Below are 23,125 nucleotides of genomic sequence, written 5' to 3'. Positions count from 1 at the left end.
GCCTTGATACTCATATCATAACATAAAATTTATTCCATAATATTAACTAAAATATCATTTAGAATATTTAATCCTTGTTTTGTACAACGTAAATGATTATTCTCAAAAACCAAATTATTTTTTGCAACTTCATCGGCAATTTTAGTTTCATAATAAGTTATTGCTGCTTGAGCATCTTTTACTGTTGCTAAATTAATACCCTCTAAAACTCGTAATCCCATCATTAAAATTTGAAAATAATAATCTGCTAATAATATTTCTGTTTTCTGCTGTGTTCAATTTGCATATTTTCGGGTGTTTTCTAATAAATAATAACCATCTTCATTAATAAAACCAGCGGCACCTGGTCCAAATAATCAAAATGATTTATTAGTTCAATAGCCTAAATTATGCTGTGATTTCTTATTATTATTGGTATAATTTGAAATTTCATAACGAACATAACCCATTTTTTTAAGAGCAGCATTAATAATTTCGTCAAAGGCAATATCATAATCTGGTAATTTTACTTTCGTTTTTCCTCAATAAGAATTTTCTTTTAAAATTAATGAATACCAACTAATATGATCAGGTTGTAATTGTTTAACCATTATTAAGTCTTGTTGAATATCATCTGTTGTTTGATCAAACAAGTTATAAATTAAATCAAAAGAAATATTATCAAATCCTTCGTCTCGTGCTAAATTATAACTAGCAACGACATCAGCAACACTATGATGGCGATTAATTTTTTTTAATAACTGATCGTTAAATGTTTGAACTCCAATTGATAATCGATTAACATGATAATTTTTTAGAAGTTGCAATTGACTTTTTGTAATTTTCTCAGGATTTAACTCAATGGTATATTCAACAACTGCTGTTTGATCAATTTTTTGCAACAATTGTAATAATTTTTCTAATTGTTTATCATCTAAACTATTCGGTGTTCCTCCGCCTAAATAAATTGTTTTTAATTTAAATGGTGGCTGTGATTGTAAAATTTCTTGTTCTAACGACAGTAAATATTCATCAACCATTTCATCACGTGATTTCTTAATTTTGAAAAAATCGCAATAAAAGCAAATATGGTCACAAAAAGGAATATGTACATATAAATGTTCAATCATTATTAATCCTCGCTTCTTTATTAATAATTATAAAATAATTTTAAATAAAAAAGAATTGTTTTTAAAACAATTCTTAATTACGGTTAAATAAACGACCAAAGATTGGTTCACCACGTCGTTTACGACGACGTGCAATTAATCATGGAATTGAAATTACTAGCGTTAAAATAATTAGAAAAATAATGAAAATAACTAAACAAATCCGATTGGTTTTTTTCTTCAAGGCTGCTAATTCTTCTGGTTTAACAATTTCATATCCATAATAACCAATAATATTTGCTTTACGTTTTTTTGTTAAAACAATATTAGCAATATGAATTCCTAATGTTGCGATTAAAATTGCAATTGTAATCGTAATTGCCGCTGTTAAATCATCAACAATTCCTCAACTTCAAAATCCAAATCGGAATTCTTCGCCAGAATGTTGCTGAAAACCATAAAGAATTCCTAAAACAATTCCCCCAAAGAAATACGTTGGAAATGCTAATCAATTTAAAATAATACTACGAACTGTCATTTTTTTATAATTATCAATCAAGAAATGGGGAATCGTATGATTACCACGCATTAAATGTGAAATATAATTGTTTGTTTCAATTCGAACCCGTGATAAATCAAAAATCCCAGCAAATAATAATCCTAATGAAATTAATAAAAAGGTAATTGTTAAAAATGGATGCGGAATATATTTTGCTTGAATTTCCATAATTGATGATATTCCTTGTTGATGTGTAATAAAATATAAGGCAATAAATAAACTTGTTGACATTGTACCAAAAAGCCCAAATGTAATCATAATTAATGTTCGAACTTTTTCCGAACGAATTTCACGCGCAATTTCTAATGGGATTAATTTATTAGCATATTCACGATTAAAATGACGACGACGATGTTTTGTTGGTAATTGTGGTTGATAAGCATAACGATTATTTTCGAAACCATTTGGGAAAGATTGCCCTTCCAACTGAGTTGCTGGTAAATAACTATTATTTTGATAGAAGGTTGGTGGAACCGGCATTGAGTTTGCCATCATTTGATTTCCATCAAAATATGGTTGTGGATTTACATTAGGATAATAATTTTTTCCATCATAAGATACCTCTGACTGATTAAATTGTTCATTAAACTGTAACTGATTATATGGATTAACTACACGACGTTGGTAAGGACGACGATATTGATTCACATAAACATGTTCATCATTAAAATAACCATCACGATTATTTTGATAATTCATTGTTTCTGGATACGAATATCCACCATAATTCTGTTGAGCCACTAAATATTGATCTTGCATCGAATTTGGTGTGGGTTGATGAATTCGACGTGGTAAAATTTGTGGCTGCGGTGGTCGTGAATAATTATTAGCAGCATCATGATTATAATAAGGTTCAACATAACCTGGTGGCACGGATGGTGTTCCTGGGGCTGTAATTAACTCACGTTCTTCATCAATATATTGTCTTTCATTATTTGCATAATAATTATATTGGTTACTTAAGTTCATTCGTGCTGGACGAATTGTATTGTGATTTTGGTATAACATTTCAGTATTATTTAATTGATTTTGCTTATATGCTTCATTAGGACGGAAATACTGATCTTGTGGCAACTGATTTTGTGCAATGCCATTATTATTTCCTTGATATTGGGTAAAATTTGGATTATTTTGATGCAATGATTCAGGATTAAAATTATCACCAAAACCATTCCCTGGTTGCATTTGTGACTGTTTATCATGTTCTTTATCTTTAGTCATAAAAGATTTTACTGTATTAAAAAAACCCATACTTTGTTTCACCCACCCTACTTGTGAAGATTAATTTATTTAAAAAAAGAATTATCTAGTTTTTATCACCCGTTTTTTTAGCTAGCATAATTTCTTGTTCAAAATACTCAATTTTTTCCTTAAAACTTGTTTCTTCTTTTAATTTCATCATATTTGTTCAATTTTGATTACTCTTTTTACTTCGAAATAAAGAAAAAGTAATAGCAAAATAAATAAATAATAATAGCGTTGCGAATCCTAGTAAAAACCCAACTAACCCGATTATTGGAATTTCTAAATCTAAGATTTTTATACTAATAGCCAAGATTCCTCCCATATAAACACCACACTATCTAAAAGTATTATACTATAATTTTCTAATTTTTACGAAAAAAATATTTTTTTATTTCAAACCATGTTCTAACATCAATAGTACCGCTTTTTTAAGGGTTTGTTGGGTTTCATATGTTAAAGCTAACGTATCAACAAAATGTAATTGGTTTATCTTACTATAAACTGCTCCCACCGCTGTTGCTAATTTCATTAACTTTTGGTCTTTATTAATGTAACTAATAATCTTATTATCAATTCATTTTGTCTTTTCAACACCCAACCAATTAGCATTTGTGCTTGATGATTGATCAGTATTAATTCAACAGTTATTAGTTGCTTTACTATTATCTCATGTTTTACTATTTGCTTGATAACCACACGCTGATGAGTAAATATTTGTTAAAGCGTCTTCTGTTGCTTGGGCAATATTTAATAAACCACTCGTAATAATGTATTGGTCACCATAAATTTCGGATTGTGCCGTATCAACACCAACCACCTTTGTATTTGCTTCGTTATATTTAATTCGATCAATTGTATCTTGAGTCTGTGGTCCTGCGACGGGAAAAATAACATTAGCTTTTTTACTAATTAAATAATCTGAAATAACCTTTCCATCTCCCTGATTAAATGATTGTGAAAACCATGATTCGTTTTTGTTTAATACTGTTTGTGCTTTACGAATCGGTTGTAATACTGTTAATGCTGGATTGATTCCTTGTAAAAGAGTTAAAATGTCTTGTTTTAACTCGTGTAAATTAGGATAAACACTATTATTATTAATTATTTCGTTAAAAATATCTGCTGATAATAAAAATCCTCATAAATAATTTGAAACCCCAATTGGATTATCCATCCCACCATAAGTTCCAATCCGTAACTGACCATTAAATTCTGTTTGATGCAAATTAAGTCACATTGCTGTAACAAACCCAGCTAAAAAACCAGCAATTTCTTTTTGAAATAAAATTCCAACAATGTTATCTGCTAAAGATCCTTTTTGTTCCATATTTTTATGAATATTTTGACCACTACCATCAATAAAAATTACATTATTAGCAAGGGTTGATGCTCAACCAATTGTATTCCCATGAATAAATCCTGGTAAAATTAATGTTTTTGCCCCAGCAATACTTGCTGTAATATAAGCTGCTTTAAATTCAGCTGGTGTTAACCCTACTGGTTCAAAATAACTGGCACGAATCTTACTATTTTGTCAATTTGATAAAACTGGCTGTCCTCCTTGTGAAACAAGATATTTACTTGCTCCTTCTCATGCTGATTGATTAAAAGACTTATCATTAATGGTACCACTGCTAATAACTCAAATATTATTCATGTAATGGTATTTTTTTAAACAAGCTGTTAAAAAACCCGCCGAAGGAATAACTATTTGCAGTGCCATTATAAATTTCATTATTTTTCTCATTACATACTCCTTCTAAAAATAAAGTTAAACACAATAAAAAGCATTGCTTCTTAAACCAAGGAATAATTCATTATTATGTTAACTTTTATTTTTTTCATCTGCCTCAATTGCCATATTTGACTTTACACGACTAATAAAGCTTTCACGTAGCAACAAGTTAATTTTAGGAACCAATAATCGCAAATGATTACGATATTCAGCTAAAATTAGGTCTGAGGTATAATAAAATATTAACAGAATAATTAGCACAATTGATGCACAAATTGTAAAAATTATTGTTGTAATATTATCAATTTGACCAGCAAAATTATCAACTGGAATATAGTTTTGCCCCGGAACATAATTACTAAATATTCCTATCTTTTTTTCACGAACAAAATCATCAAAGAATTTTGTAATAAATTCAACTCCAAATCATAATAATTGTAATTGAGCAACAACGGGACGATTGGTTGGGGAACGATATTTTCATTCGCAAGTCATTGCAAATAAAATACTAAAACACATTGAATAAGCTAAACCATTAATTATTTGTAAAAATAAATAAGCATCAGGAGAATGGTTAAAAGCAGCAATACTAAAGAATAAGAATCATAATAATAATCCTAAACCAAAACAATACTTAACACCAATTTTATTATAAAGTAAATGACATGCTAAATAAGCACCAAAAAATTGTGGAATTAAAAATAACTGCTCATTCAAACGAACAAATTGATTTACCTTTAAGGCATCATGGTATTTTTCCCAAGTCCGCTGCCCTAATAATCAAATATAAATATTTGATTGTGATATTTCTTTTAAAGCAATAATTAAAAGAAACATAAAAAAGATAATTAAAACTTTTTTTCATTTAAATGGTTCAAACATTTTTTGTTGTTCAATTGTAAAAGGTTGTGAAGTAAATTCTTTATGTGAAAATAACGAGTATATCATTGCTGCAATCCCAATCGCACAAACGGCAATCATTCCAATAATTACAATTTGTAAATGATTGGATAAATTGCTAGCTCCTGTTATCACCAAATTATTAAGCTCACTTCCAAAAATAAGAGCAAAAGTCATTAATGGTGCAATTAAACTAACAGTTTTAAAAGGAAAAAACTTACGACCGTAAACTTCATTATATGATAAAAAATAACTAGCTTTGCTAACAATTCCAAACCCTAAAAAAATTGCTGCAATAATTAAAGTTGGTAGCGACGGATAAGCAATTAAAATAATAATACCTAGGGCCGAACCAGCAAAAATTCCATATTGTACAAAATGTCAGCCAACGCGAGAAAAAACCTTATGTAAAAAAACATAAGGGATCATTGCTAACACTGCATAAAATGAAAGAGATGCAACTGTAATTAACGCAATCCCTTCAAAATTATTAATTGAAGCAGCAAAAAATAGGTTTCTAAATTCTAAATTATCACCAACAATGGCTGATAAAGCAAACCAATATAAAAAAGTTTGAACAAAGAATGCTTTTTGACTAGCATGTTTAATTTTAATGTTTTTTACTAAAATTAAGATATAAAGAACAAATAACAATAATAGCATTAATGGACTAAATAAAAAAACATCTCAATTATCGTTTAACATGCTTAGACCCTCTTTCTTCTCTGATAAATTATAGCACAACTTAATTTACATCTGTTCAATAACATTAACCCCTAATAAATTAAAGGCATTTGCTAAGATTTGATAAATTACTTTAATAAAAACTAAACGTTGTTTTGTTAATTCTAAGTTATCTAAATTAATAACTTTTGATTCATTATAATACGAATGGAACTGACGTGCAATATTTTGTAAATAATCACAAATTAAATGCGGTTGGCGCAACTTTGCCGCCCCTTCAACACAACGATTAAATAAATCAATATCATTTAAAAGATCTAATTCTTTTTGTGAAGTTAATAACTCAAAAGTTTTAACATTATCAATTTTAATATCATTAACTTTGGCTTGTTGTAAAACACTATTGCAACGCGCTGTTGCATATTGTGCATAATAAACGGGGTTTTTTGATGAATGCTCTTTTAAAACACCAATATCTAAATCCATATGACTTTGTGCACTTTTTGAAACTAACATATAACGAATTGGATCAACCCCAATTTCTTCAATTAAATCAATTAATCAAACTGCCGTTCCTTTTCGCTTACTCATTTTATATTCAGCACCGTCTTTAATTAATCGCACCATTTGAATCATATCAATATCTAAGATATCTTTTTTATAACCTAATAATTGTAAACCCGCCAACATTCGAATAATGTACCCATGGTGATCACCGCCTCAAAAATTAACTAATTTATCGGCTTTTGTTCGCATTAAACGTTCATTATGTGCAGCTAAATCTGGTGTAATATATGTTAAATCACCATTTGATTTAACTAAAACACGATCTTTATCATCACCAAAATCAGTAGTCTTTAATCATAAAGCGCCATCTTGTTGATACGTTTTATTTAATTTGGCATATTGGTCTAATGTTCCTTGAATTTTACCGCCTTCATACATTGAGGCTTCTGATGAATAATATTCAATATCAACCCGAAATAATTTTAATTGTTCTTTGATAATATCTAAAAATAAATCAACCGATTTTTTGCGAAACAATTCGTGCACCTCTGAATCACTAAGTTTATAATCCTCATTAAAAGTTAAATCAATAAATTTATCTTGATAATTATCCACAAAATATTGTGCTACTTCATCATACATATCACCACGGTATGCTTCTGGTGGTAATTCAGTTTTTTTCCCTAATAAATTTAAATAACTAACAAAAACAGTTACGGCTAAATTATTAATTTGATTACCAGCATCATTAACATAATATTCAGTTTGAACTTTATATCCCGCCGCACGTAAAATACGCGCAACACTATCCCCAATAGCTCCATTCCGTGCATGACCAATATGTAAAAAACCGGTTGGGTTTGCTGATACAATTTCTAAATTATAAATAAAATCTTTTGGTGCTGAATGTCCATATTTTGCTTGTAACTTTAAAACATCATTAATAACTTGATGTAATTGTTCATCAGCTAGCGTAAAATTAATAAATCCTGCTCCAGCAATTTCAATTTTTTTAAAATATGTCTTATTATTTTTTTCAATAAAAGCAATAATTTCTTCGGCAATTTTATTTGGCGCTTTTTTTAAATCTTTAGCTAATAATAAAGCTAAATTTGTTGATAAATGCCCAAAACCTTCTTGTCGTGGTTTTTCAATCATTACTTCTTTGGTTAAATTGTGTGCCTTTAAATATTGCTGCAAAAGATCTTCAATCAGTTTAACATTCGTATTCATAACTATGCTTCCTTCCTTTCTTATTCTTATATATATTTTACATACTTTTTATAATTACTTATCTTTTTTTCTAATTTTACAATAATAAAATCCATCAGTATTGTTTTCATACCCAAAAATTTGCTCAGTTGTAATTATCTCAAGATCATTATATTTTGCTAAAAAATTTCTAATTTGTAAACTGTTTTCATATACTTCAAATGTACAAGTAGAATAAACTAAAATACCTCCTGGTTTTAATAATTCATAAGCTTTCTCTAACAATTGTTCTTGGATTTCTACTAAATTAGCTAACTTCTCACTTGTAAAAGAATGATATTTAATTTCTGGTTTTCGTTTAATAACACCAAGACCACTACATGGTGCGTCACATAAAATTTTATCATATTGAACCGATGAATTAATTTTTCTAGCATCTAATAAATGCGGATAAATATTAGTAATCCCTAATCGTTGGGCATTAGTTTTAATTAAATTAAGTTTCTTTTCACTGATATCATATGCATCAATAATACCTTTATTATTCATTAACTGACTTAAATGTGTTGTTTTACCACCAGGAGCACTACACATATCTAAGACACGATCAGTTTCTTGGGGATCTAAGACTTCTGCAATTCGCATACTCATTTCATCTTGAATAAAAATTAAACCCTCTTGAAACATTGCGGAATTAATAACCGGTTTTTCAGCAATAACTCCAACTGGTGAAACCACACTTTTTGTTAAATTATAATCAGCATATTTTGTTAATAATTCATCTTGTGTAATTTTTAAAGTATTAACACGAAAAGCAAGTTTTGGAATTGTTAAATTATCTTCCATAACTTTTCGCGCAATCTCTTCATTATATTCATTTCGAAGAATTAAGTATAATGACGACGGAAAACTATATTTAATACTTAATTTTTTTGTTTCATCAGCAAGGTTGATTTCAAAAATATCATCACTGCTTTCAAAAATCCTTTTTAAAGTAGCATTAACAAACCCCGCATATTTTGAATTAAGTTTTTTTCCAATGTTAACTGCTTCATTAACAATAGCATAGTTTGGAATGCGATCCAAGAAACGAAATTGATAAATGCTCATTCATAAGATGACTTGTAGTTTTTGATTAGTTTTTCTATTATCAATAAATTGATTAGCAATATATTCTAAATATAATTTGTTTTTAAGAGTGCCATAAACAATTCGATAAATTAAGGTTTTATCCTGATCAGTAAAACTGGCGTTTAGTTCAATTGTTTTTGCTAATAAATGATTACTAAATTTATTTTTTGCAAAAACCTTCCACAGAATATCTCAGGCTAATTCTCTTGCTCGCATACCTTAACCACCTTTAGTTAACTTATAAACGATTAGCAATTTCTTGCTCTAAAATTGTTTTAATTTCTGCCACTGCTTGTTCAACGGTATTATTCACAACAACATAATTATAATTACTTTGTAGCGGAAGTTCATCAGCTGCTTTTGCTAATCGGGCTTGAAGAACAGATTCGGGCTCACTTTTTCGTCCACGAATCCGCTTCTCTAATTCATCTAAACTTGGCGGAATTAAAAAAATTGAAACTGCATCAGTAATTTTTTCTAATACTTGTGTTGCTCCTTGAACTTCAATTTCTAATAAAACATTTTTCCCTTTTTCAATTTGTTCAATACAATATGATTTTGGTGTTCCATAATAATTCCCAACAAATTCTGCATATTCTAATAGTTCATCATTTTTAATTGCATTTTCAAAGGTTGGTCGATCAACAAAAAAATAATTTACGCCATCAATTTCATCTGGCCTCTTTTCTCTTGTTGTCATTGAAACTGAATAAGCTAAATTTAATTCTTCATATTTAAACAGTTCCTGGCAAATTGTTCCTTTCCCAACTCCCGATGGGCCAGAGAAGATAATTAAAAAACCCCTTTTTTGCACACTAATTTTCTCCTTTTTCTAAACGTAGTATATATAAATACTTTTTTTTATATCTTTTGTAACGTAACATCACTAAGTCAAATTGAGCAAATGATAGTTCTTGATTTGATTCACAAACTATTATTCCATAGTTATTTATAATATTGTTTTTCAATATTGTAGTAATAATATCATAATAATATTGAATTTGCTTAAAAGGTGGGTCCAAAAATAAAATATCAATCGCTATTTGATTTTGAAACATTCAATTTAATAACACATTATAATCATAATTTAATACTTTTCCATTCACAATTTTTAGATTTTGAAGATTAGTTGTAATTATTTGATAAGCACCTTGATGGAAATCATTAAAAAAACATTGTTGTAATCCGCGTGATAATCCTTCAATTCCCAATTGACCACTACCAGCAAAAATATCTAAACCAGTTTTATTTTCATAGATAAAATAGTTATCTAAAATATTAAACATATCTTCTTTCACTCGGGCAGTCATTGGGCGGGTGTTCATTCCTTCTAAAGTTTTAATTTGATAACCCTTATACTTTCCACTAATTACACGCATACTTCTAATCTCTTTTCTATCTTTTTTATTATACTAAATTTCATCAATAATTATGGGATATGTTATAATTTTCTAAGAGGTGATTTTTAGTGTTACAAAATGAAATTCCAAATAAGGATTGATTAGTATTTGATGATACACCATCAATTCGACAATCATCAAATGATGTTTTGTTTCCATTATCGCCCGAAAATGAACTTGTTATGCAAAAATTAATTGATTTTGTGCGTTATTCACAAGATTTACAAAAAAATGATAAACAAACAATTAGACCTGCAGTTGGCCTTGCCGCCCCACAAATTGGTCATAATATTAAGATGTATTATATTAGAATTGAAGATACTGATGATGAAACTGGAACCAAAAAAGTAATTGAACATGCAATGATTAATCCAACAATTATTGGCAAAAGCGTACAATTGGCTTGTATTGAAGAGGGCGAAGGTTGTTTAAGTGTTGATGGTGATAAAGAAGGCTTTGTTCCACGTAGTTTTCGAATTATCATTGATGGATATGACTATCTAAAACAACAACAAGTAACAATTACCGTTCGAAGTTATGAAGCAATTGTTTTTCAACATGAACAAGAACATTTAGAGGGTAAATTATATTATGATTTAATTAATAAAAAAAATCCTTGATTAAAAAATTCGGATTGAATTATTCTATAAACTTAATAATTTTTAACTTTTTTAAGAAAAAGTATTTTTTTTGTAAACTTATTAATCTTTGTGTTATAATTTTTTGGATACTAGGGAATTAATTTTTTTCTTTTTAATAATATTAAATAATAAATTTAATAAGAAAAAACTATGAATTTTTAGAATTATGAGGTGATAGTTTCAATGAATGAAGAAAACAAAGAGATAAATAAAAATAAAACAACAACTACAAAACCAGCTAGTATAGTACCAAAAACAACAACACAAAATATTATTAAAAATAAATTTCCAACAAAAGTCTTTGCCTTAGGAGGTTTAGAAGAAGTTGGTAAAAATACATACTGTATTGAGCATGATGAAGAATTAATTATGCTTGATGCTGGAGTTAAATTCCCTAGTTCAACAATGCTTGGAGTAGACGCTGTTATTCCAAATTACAATTATTTAAAAGAAAATCAACGAAAAATAAAAGCTCTATTTATTACTCATGGGCATGAAGACCATATTGGAGGAATTCCATACTTGTTAAGAGAAGTAACAATTCCAATCATTTATGCCCCTCGATTAGCTGCTGCTTTGATTCGTGATCGATTAAAAGAAGCAAAATTAGAACAAACCACTATTGTTAAAGAAGTTGACAATATGAGTGTTATTAAAACTAAAAACTTTAAAATTAACTTTTTTGCTGTTAACCATAGTATTCCTGATGCCTTTGGAATTTCAGTTATGACACCAAATGGCAAAGTAGTATCAACAGGAGACTATAAATTTGACTGAACACCATTAGGACATCGTTCTGACATTGAACGAATGGCAAATATGGGGCAAGAAGGTGTTATGTTATTGATGGCAGACAGTACAAATGCGGAAGTTGAGGGATATACTCAAACTGAAACAAAAATTATTAAAAATATTGCAGAATTATTTGTAAAAGCAAAAGGACGAATCTTGATTTCAACATTTGCTTCAAATGTTCACCGAATTCAACATATTGTTGAAATTGCTAATAAATATGGTCGTAAAATTTTAGTTTTTGGAAGAAGTTTAGACCGAATTATTAAAATTATCCGTCAAATGGGACATTTAAAAATTTCTGATAAAGCCTTTATTAAAGCTAATGATGCTAAAAACTATAAGGATAACGAGATTTTAATTATTTGTACCGGAAGTCAGGGAGAACCAATGGCTGCTTTATCACGAATTGCTAATAATCAGCATCAACATATTTCAATTATTCCTGGTGATACTGTTATTTTCTCATCATCACCAATTCCTGGTAACCAAGCCGATGTTGAACGCGTTATTAACAAATTGGTTCGTGCTGGGGCAATTGTCCAAGAAAATAGTCCTCTGAACCAAATTCATACTTCAGGGCATGCTTCGCAAGAAGAACAAAAATTATTATTTACATTATTAAAACCAAAATACTTTATGCCAATGCATGGAGATTATCGTATGTTACGTCAACACGGTGAAACAGCAACTAGTGTTAATGTTCCAAAAGAAAACGTCTTTATTTGTGCTAATGGTGATCAAATTGAATTGTTAAACGGTACCGGAGCGATTGGAAAACGAATTGAAGCCGAAGCAGTTTATGTTGATGGAAAAGATTTATCTGGTCAAACAACTGCTGTTGTTCGTGACCGTGAAATTTTATCAAAAGATGGTTTAATTGCTGTTGTTATTTCAATTGATTCACAAAATAACCAGTTATTAACACCACCTCGTATTATTTCACGAGGAAGTTTCTATGTTAAAGAATCAGGAAATATTATCAATGAATCAATTCGATTAGCAACTGAAGCAGTTAATGAAGTTTTAAAAACTCAAAAGCCAACTTTTGGTGCTCTTAAAAATGCAATTAAACAATCACTATCGCCATTTATTTACCGTTATAAACGTCGTAATCCGCTAATTATCCCTGTAATTTTAAATAAAAAATAAAAGAATACTTTAATTATTCTTTTTTTATTTTATAAAATAACATATAATTTTAATTAATATTAAGAAAGGATATTACTATGAATAATGAACAAATTGAATTATTATGAACTAACTTAAAAAAACAAGATAACAAAGTTATGATTCCCCTAACAAAATTTCATGGGTATCAACAAATGACCGACAACGGAACTGTTGTAGCTCTCTTTAATGAAGCGGGGCACCCCGTTGAACAATTAAATGGAGTTGGTTTTATTGCCTTTGACCATACTGTTTTTTATGCTCTTGGTGGGGGTCAAATTTCAGATACTGGTGTTTTAATTAAAGATAAGCATAAAATTATGGTTTTTGATCTTAATAAGCAAATCTATAAAAAAGTATATCTTCATCTTGTTGATACACAAGGAGCAACAATCAATCTTAACGATACTTTAGAACAAAAAATTGACACAGAACGTCGCATTAAACTTACAAAAAACCATACTGCCCAACATCTCTTATCATATCTTATTGAACAAATTTTAAATGATGGTGAAATAACAGATTCAGTTCAAATTAGAATTGATTATGCTTTATTAGCAATGAATAAAGTTGATAATTGATTAAATATTATTTTAGCAGCGCGTCAGAAAATTATTAATGATTTAATTAACCATGATATTGCTAAAATTGAACATCAAATGCCAATTGCTGAAGCAGTAAAATTAACAATTGCACATCCAAATTTTGAATATGATCCAATTGTTCGGGTAGTTGAATTCCCTACTGCCACAATTGATTTATGTGGTGGAACGCATGTTAATAATCTACAAGAAATTGATTTTTTTGAAATTTGAGATTGTTGAGCGGATAAAAAGAAAATTCGAATGCAATTTTCAACGAATAAGGAAACAACACAAGCATACTTTACCAACTGAATTAACCAAAAAAGAAGCGGTTTAGAACAAAGTGTAAAAAAAATTAGTGGTTATGATTCAACCTTTACTTTTATGATTCCTGATTTTCCTGTACCAACAACCTTAATTGAAAAAAACAATTTGAACCTTGAAATTGAAAAATTAGAAAAGGAATTAAATGAAATAGCAAAAGTAAAATATAAGCAATTATTACAAACCATTGAAGAAACTACTTTTCCGGTTAAAACAACTGCTATTAATAATAACCTAACAGTGGAAGAAATTATTATTAATGATAAAAAAATAACTCTTGAATTAGTTCGTAATAAATTAAACAAATATTTGCAAGAGTATCAAAATACCTTAATTATTTTTGTTAATGCAACCTTAAAATATGGTTTTATTAGTTTTACTAAAAAAAATCAAACTAACTTTAATCTTAATAATTTCTTGCAAACAAATAAGGAACATTTTAAAATTACTGGTGGTGGAACCCCATTCTTTATTAGTTTTACATATCAAAATGAAATTAATTCATTTTTAGAACAATTGTTAACAGCTCTAAGAAAATAAAAAGACCAACAAGGTCTTTTTATTTTATCTAGTTAAAAAACTCGGAGCTGTAATAATTAAAATGGTAGTAATACAATTTAACCCCCCATGTGCAATAATATTATAAGTTACATTTCCATAAACAACCATAAACAACATTCCTAATGCTAATGCTGCTCCTAAATAACCCATAATGTGTTCTCAATCACCAGTCGAAGTAACATGCATTCCAGCAAAGAAAATTGTCGAAGCAACAAAAGCAATTCATTTGTTCCCCGTTAAACTAAAAATTCCATGTCGGCAAGCTAATTCCTCAATAATCGGTGCAACAAAAACCGTATAAATCGATAAAATCACAATGTTCCATCACTTACCAAGACCTTTAACTAAATTCTCTTGGTTCTTTGATGGAGTTGATGTTATTAATGATTGTAAATAACCAAAAATAAAATTAAAAAGAAAAACGACAATAATTGCAATTAAACCAACCAACAGCAAGCGTTTATAATCTTGTTTAAAAGTTAATTTAATTTTTTTAAAAATAAAGGGTGAAGTTTTGTAAGTAATAAAAATCGTTATCCCAGCAGCAAGTAAACTTGTTAATAAATTAATTGTTGTTAAAGCAGAAGCAGATGGCTGAAATGACTTAGCAATGATACCAATTATTAAACCAACCATATTAGGAATAAAATAAAAATAATAAAATGCAATTGCACCAGAACGCATAATTTCGTTCTGAGCGCCACCAATTACAAAATAAGAACCAACAGCAACGATAATTCAACTAATAAAGTTCATTCCGACTAAAGCATATTCATTATGAGTAAATAAATATGAAATTAAAATGCTAATAAAAAATGGTGCAAAGATTGCTGTTCCGATAAAAATATAACCAGTATTACGAATATTAACTAATTTAAAATCAAATGGTGAAGCACGATCAACTAAGGTTGGTTTTAATTCATATCATGGTCTTTTAAAATTATTATAAACATTTTCATTGTTATTCATTTTTAATACTCCTCTAAACCTTACTAGTTTATTATATACTGATTTTTAACCAAAATGTAGTTAAAACTACAAATTATTTCATAAAAAAAGATATTATTTAATATCTTTTTTTATTTAAGAATTAATGATGGTTGTGTCATTTCGGCAGGAATTTCTTCTTCCAATAATTCTAAAATAGTTGGAGCAATATCGGCAATTGCCGGATTTTTATCACGCAATTTTAATCCTGCTTTGGTAATAATAATTGGAACTAATTGGGAAGTATGTTTTTTATTTGGTCCCCCAGTTTCATCAATCATAATTTCAGCATTACCATGATCAGCAGTAATAATCATAATTCCATTAACTTTTTGCATTGCCAAATAAATTTTACCAAGACAATCATCAATTGTTTTTACTGCTTCAATCGCTGCTGGTAAAATCCCAGTATGACCAACCATATCACAATTGGCAAAGTTTAAAATAATAACATCAAATTCATTACGATTAAGTTCAGCGATTAATTTATCAGTAATTTCATACGCTGACATTTCTGGTTTTAAATCATATGTTGCAATCTTTGGTGATGGAATTAAAGCAGCTGATGCACCTGGCAATGTAATTTCAGTTTGAGTTGCTAAACCATTTTTAAAGTAGTCTTTTCCCCCATCAAAGAAAAACGTAACATGTGCAATTTTTTCCGTTTCTGCAATTCGTAACTGATGATAACCCTTTTTACTTAACCATTCTCCTAATCCATTAACAACTTCAATTGGCTGAAAAGCAACATGTTTTGATCCAACTGTTGCAGCATATTCCATCATTGACACAAAATAAATATCATTTAATTTTGGCATAAAATAACTTTCTGCTTCATTAACAGGAAAATCAGCATTTGTTAATGCTGAAGCAATAGCAATTGCACGATCAGGACGGAAGTTAGCAAAAAAGACTCCATCACCTGGTTTAATGTATCCTTGTGGAGTATTAATATTATAAGCTGGCATTAAAAACTCATCATTACGACCCGCCTGATATTCTTGATCAATATAGGTTAACGGATCACTAAACTCAGCTCCTTTTCGCGAAACTAAAACATCATATGCAACTTGAACCCGTTCATATTTTTTATCACGATCCATTGCATAATAACGGCCTCCAATTGTAGCAATTGCCCCTACTTTCAAGTTTGCTTGTAAAGCATTGAATTGTTCAATATATGTTTTAATACATTCTGGTTTGGTATCACGGCCATCACCAAATAAATGTAAATAAATTTCCTTAACTCCTTCTTTTGCTGCTAACTGATACGCTGCAAAAATATGATTAAGATGTGAATGGACTCCACCATCTGAAAATAAGCCCATAATATGAAAAGCACCATTATTTTGTTTTGCAAAATTAATTGCCGCTAAAATTTCCGGATTTTGATTAAAAGTTCCATCTTTAATGGCTTTATTAATTAACGTTAATGACTCATACTTAATTCGACCAGCTCCCAAATGAATATGACCAACTTCTGAATTTCCCATTTGACCATCTGGTAACCCAACTCATTCTCCCGATGCATGAGCAGCTACTCAAGGGTATTTTGCCTTTAACATTTCAACATTTGTCATATGTGCCTGTGTAACAGCATTTCCTTTTGAATCAGGGGCAATCCCTCACCCATCAAGAATTGCTAATAAAATTGGTTGTTTAGCTTTCATTTCAATATTTCTCCTCTTTTTCTTTTTCCTCAACAATTATATAATTATTTTTTATGATTGAAAATATATTTTTCAATCATTTTGGCAACACCGCCCTCTTCAACATTACTAGTAATATCTTTCGCAATTGCTTTAATTTGATCTTGACCATTGTTCATCGCAATGCCTAACCCAACATTTTTTATCATTCAATAATCGTTCATACTATCACCAATTGCCATCATTTCTGATAGCGTAATTCCCCATTGCTTTGAAATTCATTTTAAACCCGCTAATTTACTAATTCCGGGAGCATTCATTTCAGCAGTATGACTAGCATCAATTGCAATTTCAATGTTTTCAGCGCGTGCTAAAATAATAAATGGATCTGTTTCTTGTACATCCATTACAATACATTTATAAGCAGTATTCTTAATTTCAGATAAATTATCATATTGAATAAATTCACCATGAAAAAAAGTTAATTCTAGATTATTTTCTCCAATCGGGTCAAAATTAACAATTACTTTCGTTAAATCATCAATATAACATCATATTTTTTTGTGATATTTTTTTGCTAATTGAAATAAAAAATTAACTTGTAAAACAGATAATGTTTGTTGATGAACAATCTTGTTTGCTTTAATATCATAAATACAAGCACCATTAAAACCAATAAAATATTGCTGAAAATAATCCATTTTTACTTTTAATGCTTCTGGTAATGATGTTAAAATTGGTCGCCCAGTTGCAAAAATAACCCGTACCCCCATTTCTTGTGCCTTAATAATTGGCATAATATTAGCAGTTTCAATCCCTTGATGAAAACGACAAGCAGTCCCATCCATATCTAATGCAATTAATTTAATGTTTCTCATAATTTCCTACTTTCTATTAAAAATTTCATAATTATATTGTAAAAGAAAAAACCATATTTTTAAATATGGTTTATGAATTTAAATAATAACTAGTTGGTGAAATTGATTTATCATTAGGTAATAATGCTCCTGCGCTTTTACTTACAATTGGTGATGAATTTGCAACAGTTAGTTCTGTTCCTAATAATCAATCTTTAATTTGAACCCGAAAACCATAAATAGCTCCAACAGCCCCGCCTAAAATTGCTAGCATTATTAAAACACTAACCAAGACTGTTAATCAAGGGCGTGATTTTTTTACACAATTTTTGCATTGACATTGTAATCCATCAATTTCAACTTCAGCATTTAATTTTCGATTTTTCTTATGGTTTCCTTTTTCAGTTTCACTTTCAAATAAATCTGTTGGTAAGGCTGCTGCAATATTCATATTTTTACCAAGACCTACCTTAATATTAGGATCAATTGGAACATTTAATAAATCTGATGGTTTAATATTTCTTTGACCAGAATAATTTTCATTTTGATTTAAACCACCACTTTGTAAATTAGCAATCCGTTCTGCTAAGGTTTGGTTTTGCGTTGGAACAGCAGATGGTTGCTGCACATTATTAACCATTGGATTCACCCCCTGCGGATTTTGCTGCGCTGTTGGACTAAAATTAGTACGTTGCTGCTGCATCATTGGTTGTTGATATTGTTGTTGCGGCTGATACTGCTGTGCTCCGGTATTCAGAGCAGATTGCTGCTGCTGTTGCTGATACTGTTGTGCCATCGGAGCAGACTGCGGCTGATACTGCTGTGGAGCAACATTCTGCTGATACTGCTGCGGAGCAACTCCCGCTTGTTGCTGCTGTGAATATTGTTGCGGAGCAACACTTTGTGGTGGTTGTTGCATTAAATTTTGTTGCTGTGAATATTGTTGCGCCATCGGAGCAGACTGCGACTGATACTGTTGTGAAGCAACATTCTGTTGATACTGCTGCGGAGCAACTCCCGCTTGTTGCTGCTGTGAATATTGTTGCGGAGCAACACTTTGTGGTGGTTGTTGCATTAAATTTGGTTGCTGTGAATATTGTTGCGCCATCGGAGCAGACTGCGACTGATACTGTTGTGAAGCAACATTCTGTTGATACTGCTGCGGAGCAACATTAAAATTACTCCCTTGATTTGGGGAAAGTTGCTGTTGATTATTGTCAGGTTTATTTTCTAAACCATTATTGGTCCAAGTATGATGTAAACTCATTTTATGCCCTTTCATTTAAATTTTGCCATACACTATTGTACGATAATTATATCATAAAATGAGAATTTTTGCTATGCCAATATTGCTTTTGTAAAAACACTATTAATAATCGCACTTGGGCGTTTATTATTATATAAAATATCATATAAAGCTTCAAATAAAGGTAATACTATTTTATTAGCGCGAGCATCTAAAACAATTGTTTTGCAAGTTAAAACTCCTTCCACTGTTTTAGCATGACTTTCTAATACTTTTTTAGCATCATCTACTTGCGCAATTTCAAAACCAAGCGAATAATTTCGTGATTTGTTCGAAGTTGCAGTTAAAATTAAATCTGCCAATCCAGCAAAATTTAAAAAAGTTTCAATTTGAGCACCTTTTGTTTTTGCAAAAAGTTGAATTTCATTTAACCCCATTGTGATTAATGATGCTTTAGCATTATCTGATGCATAAAGACCATTAAAAATTCCTGATGCAATTGCAACAGCATTTTTTAACGCAACAGCATATTCAGCGCCAATAACATCTGTATTCGCAAAGGTAACAAAATATTCATTATTAAATAAATTACGAACTTCATGTGCAATTGCAATTTCATTTGAGACTGCCATAATGCAAGTTGGTTTACGTTGTAAAACTTCTTTAGCAATACTTGGACCATAAATCCCAGCATATGCTTTTAAAATTTTATTATCAATTAATTTAACAATTGAATGTGATAATACTTCATGTGTTTCAGGATCTAATCCTTTTGCGACATTAATAATAACGACTGGTTTTGTTACTGTTTGATTAAGTTTTTCAATAACTGGTTTAATAGCAATAACTGGAATTCCCAAAATAATATATTCAGCATCTTCAACGGCTTCGGCAAAATTAGTTGTTGCTTTAATTTCCCGATTAATTTTTAAATCACCAAAAAAATGACTATTCAAATGTTCATTGTTAATATCATCAACTTCTTTACTATCAATACCATACATTATAACATTATGATCATTGTCAGTTAAAACATTAGCTAAAACAGTACCATACGCTCCCGTTCCGATAATAGTGATATTCTTTTGTTCTTTTCTCATTATTACTTACCTCATTACTTTCTTTCTCTAAATAATATTTTAATTGGTACACCGTCAAACCCAAAATGTTCACGAATTTGATTTTCAAGAAATCGTTTATAGGAAAAATGAATATACTTAGGAGTGTTACAAAACATAATAAAGGTTGGAATCATACTTTCGGGTTGCGTTGCATAATAAATTTTTATTCGCCCGCCATTAAAATCTGGTGGTGGATTTAGTAATTGTGCTTTAACTAAAATTTCATTTAAAACACTTGTTTTTACGCGCTGAGTTAAACCAGCATAAACCTCATCAATCGTTTGAAATAATATATGCAAACGCTTTTTTTCTAACGCGGAAACAAAAACCATTTTTGCATAATTTAAATATTTAAAATATCCACGAATTTGTTTTTCAATTATCTGCATTGAGCGATCATTTTTTTCTGCTACAGCATCTCATTTGTTAACAACTAAAATAATTGGTTTATTTTGTTCAAAAGCAATTCCTGCAATATTAGTATCTTGATCAGTAATTGGTACTGTTCCATCAATAATTAGTAAAACAAGGTCACTTCGTTCAATTGCACTAACAGCACGAAGAACACTATATTTTTCTAGTTTTTCATAAACTTTTCCTTTCCGTCTAATTCCTGCTGTATCAATAACAGTATAAAGGTGATCATTTCGTTTAAAAGATGTATCAATTGAATCAGTTGTTGTTCCTGCAATTGGTGAGACAATTACTCGTTCTTCTCCTAAAATAGCATTTGTTAATGATGATTTCCCAACATTTGGCTTTCCAATTAAGGAAAAATGAGTTCCATCGGTTTTTGGTCGAATTGTAATTTGATCTAAATAAGAAATTACTTTGTCTAATAAATCACCAACACCAATTCCATGGGTTGCTGAAACAGCAATTGGTTCACCAAACCCTAATGTCATATATTCGTATAATTCACTTTCTTTTTCTTGTTTATCATACTTGTTAATAACTAATAAAACTGGTTTTTTCGCACGATATAATATTTTTGCAATCATTTCATCATCTGGCGTAATGCCTTCTTTATACGATAAAACAAAAATAATAACATCAGCTTCTGCAATGGCAATTTCGGCTTGCATTTTAATCTCTTGTGCAAACATTGCTTCATTATCTAACGTAATTCCCCCTGTATCAATCATTAAAAATTCGCGAGTCAATCATTCCGAAAAAGCATAAATTCGATCCCGTGTAACACCAGGAGTGTCTTCAACAATCGCAAGCCGGTTTTTAATAATACGATTAAATAATGTTGATTTCCCAACATTTGGTCGTCCTACAATTGCTACGGTTCCTTTTTGTGCCATTTATTTTCCTACTTTCTTATAATCCATTACTACTTGATAAATTGCTGCTACTGTTTGTTCAAAGGTTAAAGTACTACTATCAATTACAATTGCACCAGCAGCAATTTTTAATGGTCCCACTGCACGAGTTGTATCCACCCGATCTCGTTCTCTTAGCTTTGCAGTAATGTCTGTTAAATTATTTGGCATAATATTATTTTCATTATTCTGACTTCATCTTCGTTCAACCCGAGCAGCAATACTAGCTGTTAAATAAATTTTTACTTCTGCATCAGGTAAAACAACCGTCGTAATATCGCGGCCAACAACAACGTTACCTTTCTTAATAACTAATTGGCGCTGTAATGCGACCATTGCTGTTCGAATAAACTCAAGGCCAGTAATTTTGTTAATATTATCAAGTACTAAACTTGTTTGAAGCATCATTGTTACATCTTCATTATTAACATAAATTTTATTATTTAGCACTTGATAATTAAACTTTGCCAATTGATTTTTTAACTGCTGATGATTACTAAAATCAAGTTGTGCTTTTGCACAAAAATAAGTAAAAGCACGATAAGTTAATCCCGTATCAATAAACTGATAATTTAATTTTTTGGCCAATTCATAACCAGCAGAAGATTTACCACTACCAGCCGGACCATCAATAGCTACATTTAATTTCATCATCTTCTCCCATTTTCTATAACACAAAGATTAGTGCTAAACAAACACCTAATAAAACAACAAGCAAAAGCATTGTTAATAATAGCATCTTGTAGTGTAGTTTTACTTTACGATAAGTAACTAGTACATTATTATGTTTTTCTTCTAATAAAATACTTGATTCTTTTAACATCTCTGCTGTACTACGATTGTCATTTTTACGCATATGAGCAATTGTACTAAATTCAATATTTGTTGAATTAATTTTAAAATTACTATTTTCTTCTTGGATTTTATCACTTAGACGATGATATGTAATTTTTTCAGCTAAAATGCTTTCTAAAATTGTCTGATATTTTTGATAAGTTGGTTTATTTAACAAGGTTTCAGCAATTAAAATATTATGCATAACATCACCAGCATCTTGTTCATTTTTAGGATTAACCTGTGCTGTTAAATTAGTTGTGCTAACAACTTGCTCTAACAATTGTTGTAAATCATATTTAAAATCAGATGGATATGGTTGCTCATCTGGATTTTTATCCAAATATACTTTTTCTCAACTAAATTCTTGTTCAAAATCTGATTTAACATTATTAAACAAAGTAGCATCAATTACATTTAATTTTGCCATATAACTATTAATTACTTGATTTGCCTGATTAATTTCTTGATCTAATTCAATTTCTTTCTTAATCATTTCACGTAGTTGGGCAAATTTTTCCATTCTAGTTTCCATTGTACCCCTCCAACTTTTTCAAACTACATTAAAAT

20 protein-coding genes are annotated in these 23,125 nt (G+C 29.7%); 3 read left to right on the top strand and 17 right to left on the bottom strand.

Annotated elements, in window-relative coordinates; translation table 4 throughout:
• Positions 1-29 precede the first annotated feature (29 nt).
• From hemW to rsmD, 9 genes are all read right to left on the bottom strand, one after another.
• A complete protein-coding gene (gene hemW, locus S100390_RS01550; RefSeq protein ID WP_070406551.1) occupies positions 30-1,109 on the bottom strand; it encodes a radical SAM family heme chaperone HemW in 1,080 nt (359 codons plus the stop codon).
• Between the two features lie 73 nt (positions 1,110-1,182).
• A complete protein-coding gene (locus S100390_RS01545) occupies positions 1,183-2,868 on the bottom strand; it encodes an MSC_0882 family membrane protein (RefSeq protein WP_232215468.1) in 1,686 nt (561 codons plus the stop codon).
• An 85-nt stretch (positions 2,869-2,953) separates the two neighbouring features.
• The gene (locus tag S100390_RS01540) at positions 2,954-3,214 is read right to left on the bottom strand and encodes a hypothetical protein (RefSeq protein ID WP_070406549.1); all 261 of its coding nucleotides are present in this window, start codon (positions 3,212-3,214) and stop codon (positions 2,954-2,956) included.
• 66 nt (positions 3,215-3,280) lie between these two features.
• A complete protein-coding gene (locus S100390_RS01535; RefSeq protein WP_231918062.1) occupies positions 3,281-4,615 on the bottom strand; it encodes a BMP family ABC transporter substrate-binding protein in 1,335 nt (444 codons plus the stop codon).
• A 102-nt stretch (positions 4,616-4,717) separates the two neighbouring features.
• Complete coding sequence (locus S100390_RS01530) at positions 4,718-6,232, bottom strand: hypothetical protein (RefSeq protein WP_070406547.1); 1,515 nt, start codon at positions 6,230-6,232, stop codon at positions 4,718-4,720.
• Between the two features lie 45 nt (positions 6,233-6,277).
• A complete protein-coding gene (gene argS / locus S100390_RS01525) occupies positions 6,278-7,951 on the bottom strand; it encodes an arginine--tRNA ligase (RefSeq protein ID WP_070406546.1) in 1,674 nt (557 codons plus the stop codon).
• A gap of 54 nt (positions 7,952-8,005) precedes the next feature.
• The gene (rsmB, locus tag S100390_RS01520; protein ID WP_070406545.1) at positions 8,006-9,277 is read right to left on the bottom strand and encodes a 16S rRNA (cytosine(967)-C(5))-methyltransferase RsmB; all 1,272 of its coding nucleotides are present in this window, start codon (positions 9,275-9,277) and stop codon (positions 8,006-8,008) included.
• Between the two features lie 22 nt (positions 9,278-9,299).
• Positions 9,300-9,875 (bottom strand): guanylate kinase, encoded by a 576-nt coding sequence (gene gmk, locus S100390_RS01515; RefSeq protein ID WP_070406544.1) that lies wholly within the window; start codon positions 9,873-9,875, stop codon positions 9,300-9,302.
• A 1-nt stretch (position 9,876) separates the two neighbouring features.
• Positions 9,877-10,449: a 16S rRNA (guanine(966)-N(2))-methyltransferase RsmD gene (gene rsmD, locus S100390_RS01510; RefSeq protein ID WP_256468789.1), complete on the bottom strand. Its 573-nt coding sequence runs from the start codon at positions 10,447-10,449 to the stop codon at positions 9,877-9,879.
• An 80-nt stretch (positions 10,450-10,529) separates the two neighbouring features.
• Between rsmD and def the strand changes: the two genes are divergently transcribed.
• The 3 genes from def (at position 10,530) to S100390_RS01495 (ending at position 14,512) form a co-directional block, all read left to right on the top strand.
• Entirely contained in the window at positions 10,530-11,111 is a 582-nt protein-coding gene (def, locus tag S100390_RS01505; protein ID WP_070406542.1) for a peptide deformylase, read from the top strand.
• A gap of 174 nt (positions 11,112-11,285) precedes the next feature.
• Positions 11,286-13,046 (top strand): ribonuclease J1, encoded by a 1,761-nt coding sequence (gene rnjA / locus S100390_RS01500; protein WP_070406541.1) that lies wholly within the window; start codon positions 11,286-11,288, stop codon positions 13,044-13,046.
• Positions 13,047-13,123: 77 nt separating this feature from the next.
• A complete protein-coding gene (locus S100390_RS01495; protein WP_070406540.1) occupies positions 13,124-14,512 on the top strand; it encodes an alanine--tRNA ligase-related protein in 1,389 nt (462 codons plus the stop codon).
• 24 nt (positions 14,513-14,536) lie between these two features.
• Here S100390_RS01495 and S100390_RS01490 read toward each other — a convergent pair whose 3' ends face one another.
• From S100390_RS01490 to S100390_RS01455, 8 genes are all read right to left on the bottom strand, one after another.
• Positions 14,537-15,502, bottom strand: a complete 966-nt coding sequence (locus tag S100390_RS01490; protein WP_070406539.1) for a CPBP family intramembrane glutamic endopeptidase — start codon at positions 15,500-15,502, stop codon at positions 14,537-14,539.
• Between the two features lie 110 nt (positions 15,503-15,612).
• On the bottom strand, positions 15,613-17,190 hold the full coding sequence (gpmI, locus tag S100390_RS01485) for a 2,3-bisphosphoglycerate-independent phosphoglycerate mutase (protein ID WP_070406538.1): 1,578 nt from the start codon (positions 17,188-17,190) through the stop codon (positions 15,613-15,615).
• 44 nt (positions 17,191-17,234) lie between these two features.
• A complete protein-coding gene (locus S100390_RS01480; RefSeq protein WP_070406537.1) occupies positions 17,235-18,047 on the bottom strand; it encodes a Cof-type HAD-IIB family hydrolase in 813 nt (270 codons plus the stop codon).
• Positions 18,048-18,117: 70 nt separating this feature from the next.
• The gene (locus S100390_RS01475; RefSeq protein ID WP_231918061.1) at positions 18,118-19,308 is read right to left on the bottom strand and encodes a hypothetical protein; all 1,191 of its coding nucleotides are present in this window, start codon (positions 19,306-19,308) and stop codon (positions 18,118-18,120) included.
• 56 nt (positions 19,309-19,364) lie between these two features.
• The gene (locus S100390_RS01470; RefSeq protein WP_156768768.1) at positions 19,365-20,372 is read right to left on the bottom strand and encodes an NAD(P)H-dependent glycerol-3-phosphate dehydrogenase; all 1,008 of its coding nucleotides are present in this window, start codon (positions 20,370-20,372) and stop codon (positions 19,365-19,367) included.
• Positions 20,373-20,386: 14 nt separating this feature from the next.
• Positions 20,387-21,703, bottom strand: a complete 1,317-nt coding sequence (der, locus tag S100390_RS01465; protein WP_070406534.1) for a ribosome biogenesis GTPase Der — start codon at positions 21,701-21,703, stop codon at positions 20,387-20,389.
• Positions 21,704-22,372, bottom strand: a complete 669-nt coding sequence (gene cmk / locus S100390_RS01460; protein WP_070406533.1) for a (d)CMP kinase — start codon at positions 22,370-22,372, stop codon at positions 21,704-21,706. It abuts the gene before it with no gap.
• Between the two features lie 16 nt (positions 22,373-22,388).
• Positions 22,389-23,090: a hypothetical protein gene (locus S100390_RS01455; protein WP_070406532.1), complete on the bottom strand. Its 702-nt coding sequence runs from the start codon at positions 23,088-23,090 to the stop codon at positions 22,389-22,391.
• Positions 23,091-23,125 lie beyond the last annotated feature (35 nt).

Origin of the sequence: Spiroplasma sp. NBRC 100390 (genome assembly GCF_001886495.1) — a bacterium.
Taxonomy (GTDB): domain Bacteria; phylum Bacillota_I; class Bacilli_A; order Mycoplasmatales; family Mycoplasmataceae; genus Spiroplasma.
Note: the sequence above shows the minus strand (reverse complement) of the source record. Positions and strands in the feature narration are given on the sequence as shown.